This window comes from Mesorhizobium sp. M2A.F.Ca.ET.037.01.1.1 (assembly GCF_003998075.1).
GTDB lineage: Bacteria > Pseudomonadota > Alphaproteobacteria > Rhizobiales > Rhizobiaceae > Mesorhizobium.
The window spans coordinates 1-5,027 of the sequence record NZ_RZSA01000461.1 but is presented as its reverse complement, the minus strand read 5'-3'; the positions used below and the strand labels follow the sequence as shown (position 1 = coordinate 5,027).

4 protein-coding genes are annotated in these 5,027 nt (G+C 64.3%); 1 reads left to right on the top strand and 3 read right to left on the bottom strand.

What is annotated here, in order from left to right; genetic code table 11:
• On the top strand, window positions 1-793 hold a 793-nt coding region (locus EOA27_RS21460), incomplete at its 5' end, for a LysR substrate-binding domain-containing protein (RefSeq protein ID WP_127257099.1).
• Between the two features lie 226 nt (window positions 794-1,019).
• On the opposite strand, the gene EOA27_RS21455 is transcribed toward EOA27_RS21460, so the two are convergent.
• From EOA27_RS21455 to EOA27_RS21445, 3 genes are all read right to left on the bottom strand, one after another.
• Complete coding sequence (locus EOA27_RS21455) at window positions 1,020-2,036, bottom strand: alpha/beta hydrolase (protein ID WP_126082171.1); 1,017 nt, start codon at window positions 2,034-2,036, stop codon at window positions 1,020-1,022.
• A 307-nt stretch (window positions 2,037-2,343) separates the two neighbouring features.
• Window positions 2,344-2,529 carry a hypothetical protein gene (locus EOA27_RS40830; RefSeq protein WP_040982459.1) on the bottom strand — a complete coding sequence of 62 codons (186 nt, stop codon included), beginning with the start codon at window positions 2,527-2,529 and terminating at the stop codon, window positions 2,344-2,346.
• Between the two features lie 183 nt (window positions 2,530-2,712).
• Window positions 2,713-4,782: an ASKHA domain-containing protein gene (locus tag EOA27_RS21445; protein WP_127257097.1), complete on the bottom strand. Its 2,070-nt coding sequence runs from the start codon at window positions 4,780-4,782 to the stop codon at window positions 2,713-2,715.
• Window positions 4,783-5,027 lie beyond the last annotated feature (245 nt).

Genomic DNA, 5,027 nt, shown 5'->3' with positions numbered 1-5,027 from the left:
GTTCCGCACCCCGTCGGCCGTCTCCATGCAGATCAAGAAGCTGGAAGATATTCTCGGCCGTTCCGTCTTCGCGCGCGATGCGCGTTCGGTGACGCTGACGACGGATGGCGAGATGCTGCTCGGCTATGCCCGCCGGCTTTTGTCGATCAACCGCGAGGTGGTGTCGAAGTTCATCATCCCCGACATTGTCGGCGTGGTGCGGCTTGGGTCCCCGGACGACTATGGCGAGCGCGTGCTGCCGCATGTGCTGAAGCGCTTTGCGCAGTCGCATCCCTCGATCGCCGTCGACGTCACCATCGACCAGAGCATCAATCTGCGCCGGCGCATGGACGACCGCGCGCTCGACATCACGCTGCTCACAAATTCCTACAAGACCAGTGCCGTCGGCGCGGAGGTTCTGCTGACCGAGCCCATCGTCTGGGCGGGCGCCAAGGGCGGCTGCGCGCATCTGCGCGAACCTTTGCCGGTGTCGCTGTGGGAGGAGGGCTGCGCCTGGCGGGCCGGCGCGCTCGAAGCGCTCGGACGCGAGGGCCGCAACTATCGCATCGCTTATATGAGCGCCCACACGGCCGGCCAGCGCGCCGCAATCATGGCCGACCTTGCGGTGGCGCCGCTGCCGAAATCCTTCCTCGGCGACGAGATGGTCTCGCTGGGCGCCAAGGACGGCATGCCCGAGATCGGCACCTACAATCTCGCCATGGTGGTGGCGCCCGACGCCAGCGCGCCGGTGAAGGCCGTGGCCGACCATATCCGGGCGACGTTCGAACTGTTCCGGGAAACCGGCAAGTTCTGACGAACGTGATGGACCGATTTTCGGTGCTCAGCGACCTCGTTGCGTTCGCAAAGCCGATTGAGCGGCTGACCGACATGATTGACGAGCTTGGCTGGTCGGATACGCCGATCGTTGTCCTTAGCGCCGATCACATAGCGAGGACGCTCCGTCGCTTTCTCACGGGGGAGCTAGCCGCGTCCGACGTGGAGGAATGGGCAAATCTGATCGAACTCAGGGACGATATCGGCTACCACCCCGATCGAAGCGATGAAATCGCCGATGCGATCTTCGTACTCGCAAATCCGGTCATCAACGGAACTCTTGATAGGCCCTTGGCCGACGAGTCGACCGTCTCCCTTTCGGCTTGACCGCGGGCTTCATCCCTCAGGAACGATACGATGCTGTCGCGCGCGCGGCGCGCTTCCGGCATCTCGATCAGCGGCCAGACGTGGAACATGCCCTCCTCGTAGACCACGTCCACCTCCACGCCGGCAGCCCGCGCCCGTTCGGCGAAGATGAGATTGTCTGGTGTCAGCATGTCGCGTGAGCCGGTCAGCAGCAGCGTTTTCGGCAGCAGGGACAAGTCGCCGTAAAGCGGGCTGATGTGCCAGTCTTTGCGGTCGAAACCGGCGCTGTAGAGCCGCACCGCTTCCAGCCCACCCGGAATGCCCAGCCAAGGATCCTGGCGCTCGGCCTCGAAGACTTCAGGATTTGCAAGCGAAACGTCGAGGCCGGGCGAGATCAGCACATGGCGCGACGGCGAGGGCAGGCCCTCCTTGGCCGCCATCATGGTCAGCACGACGGCCATGTTGCCGCCGGCGGAATCGCCCATGAAGACGATGTCCTCCGAGTCGGTCCTTTCGAGCATGTGCCGGTAGACGTCGCCGACCATGCCGAACATGTCGTGGAAATCGTGCTCGGGCGCGATCGGGTAGATCGGCACGGTGATTCCGAAACCGAGACGCTCGGCCATCTCGGCGATCAGCCCCCAGTGGTAGGAGGTGATCTGAAAAACATAGGCGCCGCCATGCAGGTAAAGTATGCGCCGGCGTTCGCCCGCCTTCGGCGCGATCTCATAGACGGGAAAGCCGTCGATCTCGGTCTCGGTTATGTCCAGCCGCGCCTTGAGCAAGGCCGGCGGATGATGGTCCTCGGTCTTGCGGGCATAGGCGATCCAGCGCTGCAGGTTCTCGGGGCTGGAAAACGCCTTCTTGCGGCTGTGCCGCAGTACGAACGAAACGAGGTGGCTTTTCAAACTGGGCATGCGGATACACGGATCTCGGCAGAGCCGACTAAGAGAATTCCCCCCGCTTTTCGAAGATCGTACCGCAGTTAAAAATGTCAAGGATTCACGCTGGCACATCGGCGTGATCCGGTGGTGCCGGTTTCCCTGTCTACGCAATTACGGAGGGCTATGGCGAAGTCGACGAGCCAGTCGCTGCGCGCTTTCCCTGGAATTGCTTAGCGCCGCTTCGGCAGCAGCGCGGCGCGCAGCTTGTTGTCGCCCGCCGCCGGATCCGCATCGCGGCCCCGGCGCTTGCCGAGCAGCTTGCATTTGTCGGCGAAGGTCATCAGCGCGGCGTGCCCAGGAGCAGCTTGTGCAGTGCTGCCTGAGGATCGCTCGGCGGCGAGGCCGGCCAGCCGATATCCTTCTGGACATGCGCCGGCAGATCGTTGAGCGCGCGGATCGCCTTGTTCCTGGCATGAGCCTGCCTGATGGTGACACCGAAGCGGCTGAGATTTCCGAACATTGACATTTTCTTCTCCCTTGAAGACCAGCGGCGGCCGCGAATGATCCCCGGCCGCCATGCGATGGCCGCTAAATGCGTCACGCCTGTATCGGGTCGATTTCGCGAGAACAGCGCTTCGGTTTCCGGATCGCGCGGATTCGGAAACATTTGCATGCAAATGAAGTTGAAGTGTTGGAGGCGGAAAGAAGCCTACGCGCGGCCCCGCCGTGCCGCGCGCTCCTCGCGTGAGCGCCGGCGCGGGGTGGCGTCGCCTGCGGCGCCGTCCTCGCTCATTGCCTTGCGCGGCGGCAGCTTCACCGCGGCGGCCAGCTTGGGGAAGGGGTCGACCTTGTTCGGCAGCGCCATGGCGTAGACGAAGTGCTCCTGGAATTTCGGTTCCAGCGCCGTCTCGATCTTCTCGATCCTGCTCACCGTCTCTTCGATCTCGCGACGGTAGCCACGGTTCAAGAGCGCCATGCGCGCGCCGGCGCCGGCGGCGTTGCCGACGGCCGAGACCTTGTCGAGGTCGCAGTCCGGGATCAGGCCAAGGACCATGGCGTATTTCGGATCGATGAAGGAGCCGAAGGCGCCGGCGAGATGGATGCGGTCGACATGATCGGTGTGCTGCTTTTCCATCAACAGCTTGGTGCCGGCATAGAGCGCCGCCTTGGCAAGCTGGATGGCGCGGACGTCGTTCTGGGTGATGGTGATCTTCGGCTCGCCTTCCTTCAGCACATAGGAGAAGGTGCGGCCGTTGGCCACGATGCGCGGCGAGCGCGCCGAAAGCGACCCGTCGACGACGCCGTCCTCCGAAATGATGCCGGACAGATACATCTCGGCGATCACCTCGATGATGCCGGAGCCGCAAATGCCGGTGACGCCGGTCGCCTGCACGCTTTCGGCGAAGCCCGGCTGATCCGACCACAGTTCCGAGCCGATGACGCGGTAGCGCGGCTCCAATGTGACGGGATCGATGCGCACGCGCTCGATGGCGCCGGGCGCGGCGCGCTGCCCGCCGGAGATTTCCGCGCCCTCGAAGGCCGGGCCGGTGGGAGAGGAGGCCGCGACCACGCGCGTACGGTTGCCCAGCACGATCTCGGCGTTGGTGCCGACGTCGACGATCAGCATCATCTCGTCCTGGCGATGCGGGCCTTCCGACAGCGTGACGGCGGCGGCATCGGCGCCGACATGGCCGGCGATGCAAGGCAGCATGTAGAGGCGGGCGCCCTGGTTGAGCTTCAAGCCAATGTCGGAGGCCTTGATGCGCACCGCGCCGGAGACGGCGAGCGCGAAGGGCGCACCGCCGAGTTCGGTCGGATCGATGCCGAGGAAGAGGTGATGCATGATCGGATTGCCGACGAAGACGGAATCCAGAATGTCCGCGCGCTGGACGTTGCCTTCGGCGCAGACCTTGTCGACCAGGCTGGAAATGGCCTCGCGCACGGCAACCGTCATGCCCTCGCGGCCGTCCGGATTCATCATCACATAGGAGACGCGGCTCATCAGATCCTCGCCGAAGCGGATCTGCGGATTGGAGGTGCCGGAGGACGCAGCGACGCGGCCCGACAGCAGCGACACCAGATGCATGGCAATGGTGGTCGAGCCGATGTCGCAGGCAAGGCCGTAGGCCTCGTTCTTCAGGCCCGGCCACAGCGCGATGACGCGTGCGATGTCGCTGTCGGCATCCTTGTGGATGGCGGCCGTCGCGGTCCAGTTGCCCTTGCGCAGGATGCCTTGCACCTGCGGCAGCAGATAGAAATCGAATTCCAGGTTTTTTAAGCCCCAGTCTTTCATCAGGGCGATCTTGAGCCGGTCGAGGTCGCCGAGCGGCTTGTGCATGTCGGGCTCTTCGATCTCGACATAGCACATGCGGATCGCCGTATCGCGGGCGATCACCCTGGTGTCGGCGTCCTTGCGGATGGTCTGGGCGTTGATGACCGTGTCCTGCGGTACATCGATGACGAGGTCGCCGAGAATCTGCGCCGAGCAGGAGAGGCGGCGCCGCTCGGGCAGGCCGCGCACGCGCTCGTAGCGCTCTTCCTTGGCGCCCTTGGGCGAGATGTGGTCGTTGGACGAGATGATCTTGTGCTTGGCGAAATTGCCTTCCTGCACTTCGATCTGGCAGCGCCCGCAGGTGGCGCGGCCGCCGCACACGCTTTCGACATAGACGCCGAGCTGACGCGCCGCATCGAGCACCGGCGTGCCGACCGGGAACCGGCCGCGCTTGCCCGACGGCATGAACAGGACGAGCGGATCGGTGATGTTGGGGGGAGGATTCATGCTGGCACGCGTCTCGATGGCAATTGCCGATGCCGTATAACGGATCGTTCTACTATTGGGCGGAGAGTCCGTTGGTCCAGGGGCCAACCATGTCGGATCTGCTGCTCTCCGCCATCTTCACCGCGTTCACCATGGTGCGCGTGATCAAAGGCTCGTGGCTGCGCAATCCCCAGTACCTCGCCACAGGGATTGTCGGCGCGGCCGTCGGAACCCTGGTGCTGCACGCCTACTGGCCCGCCTATGAC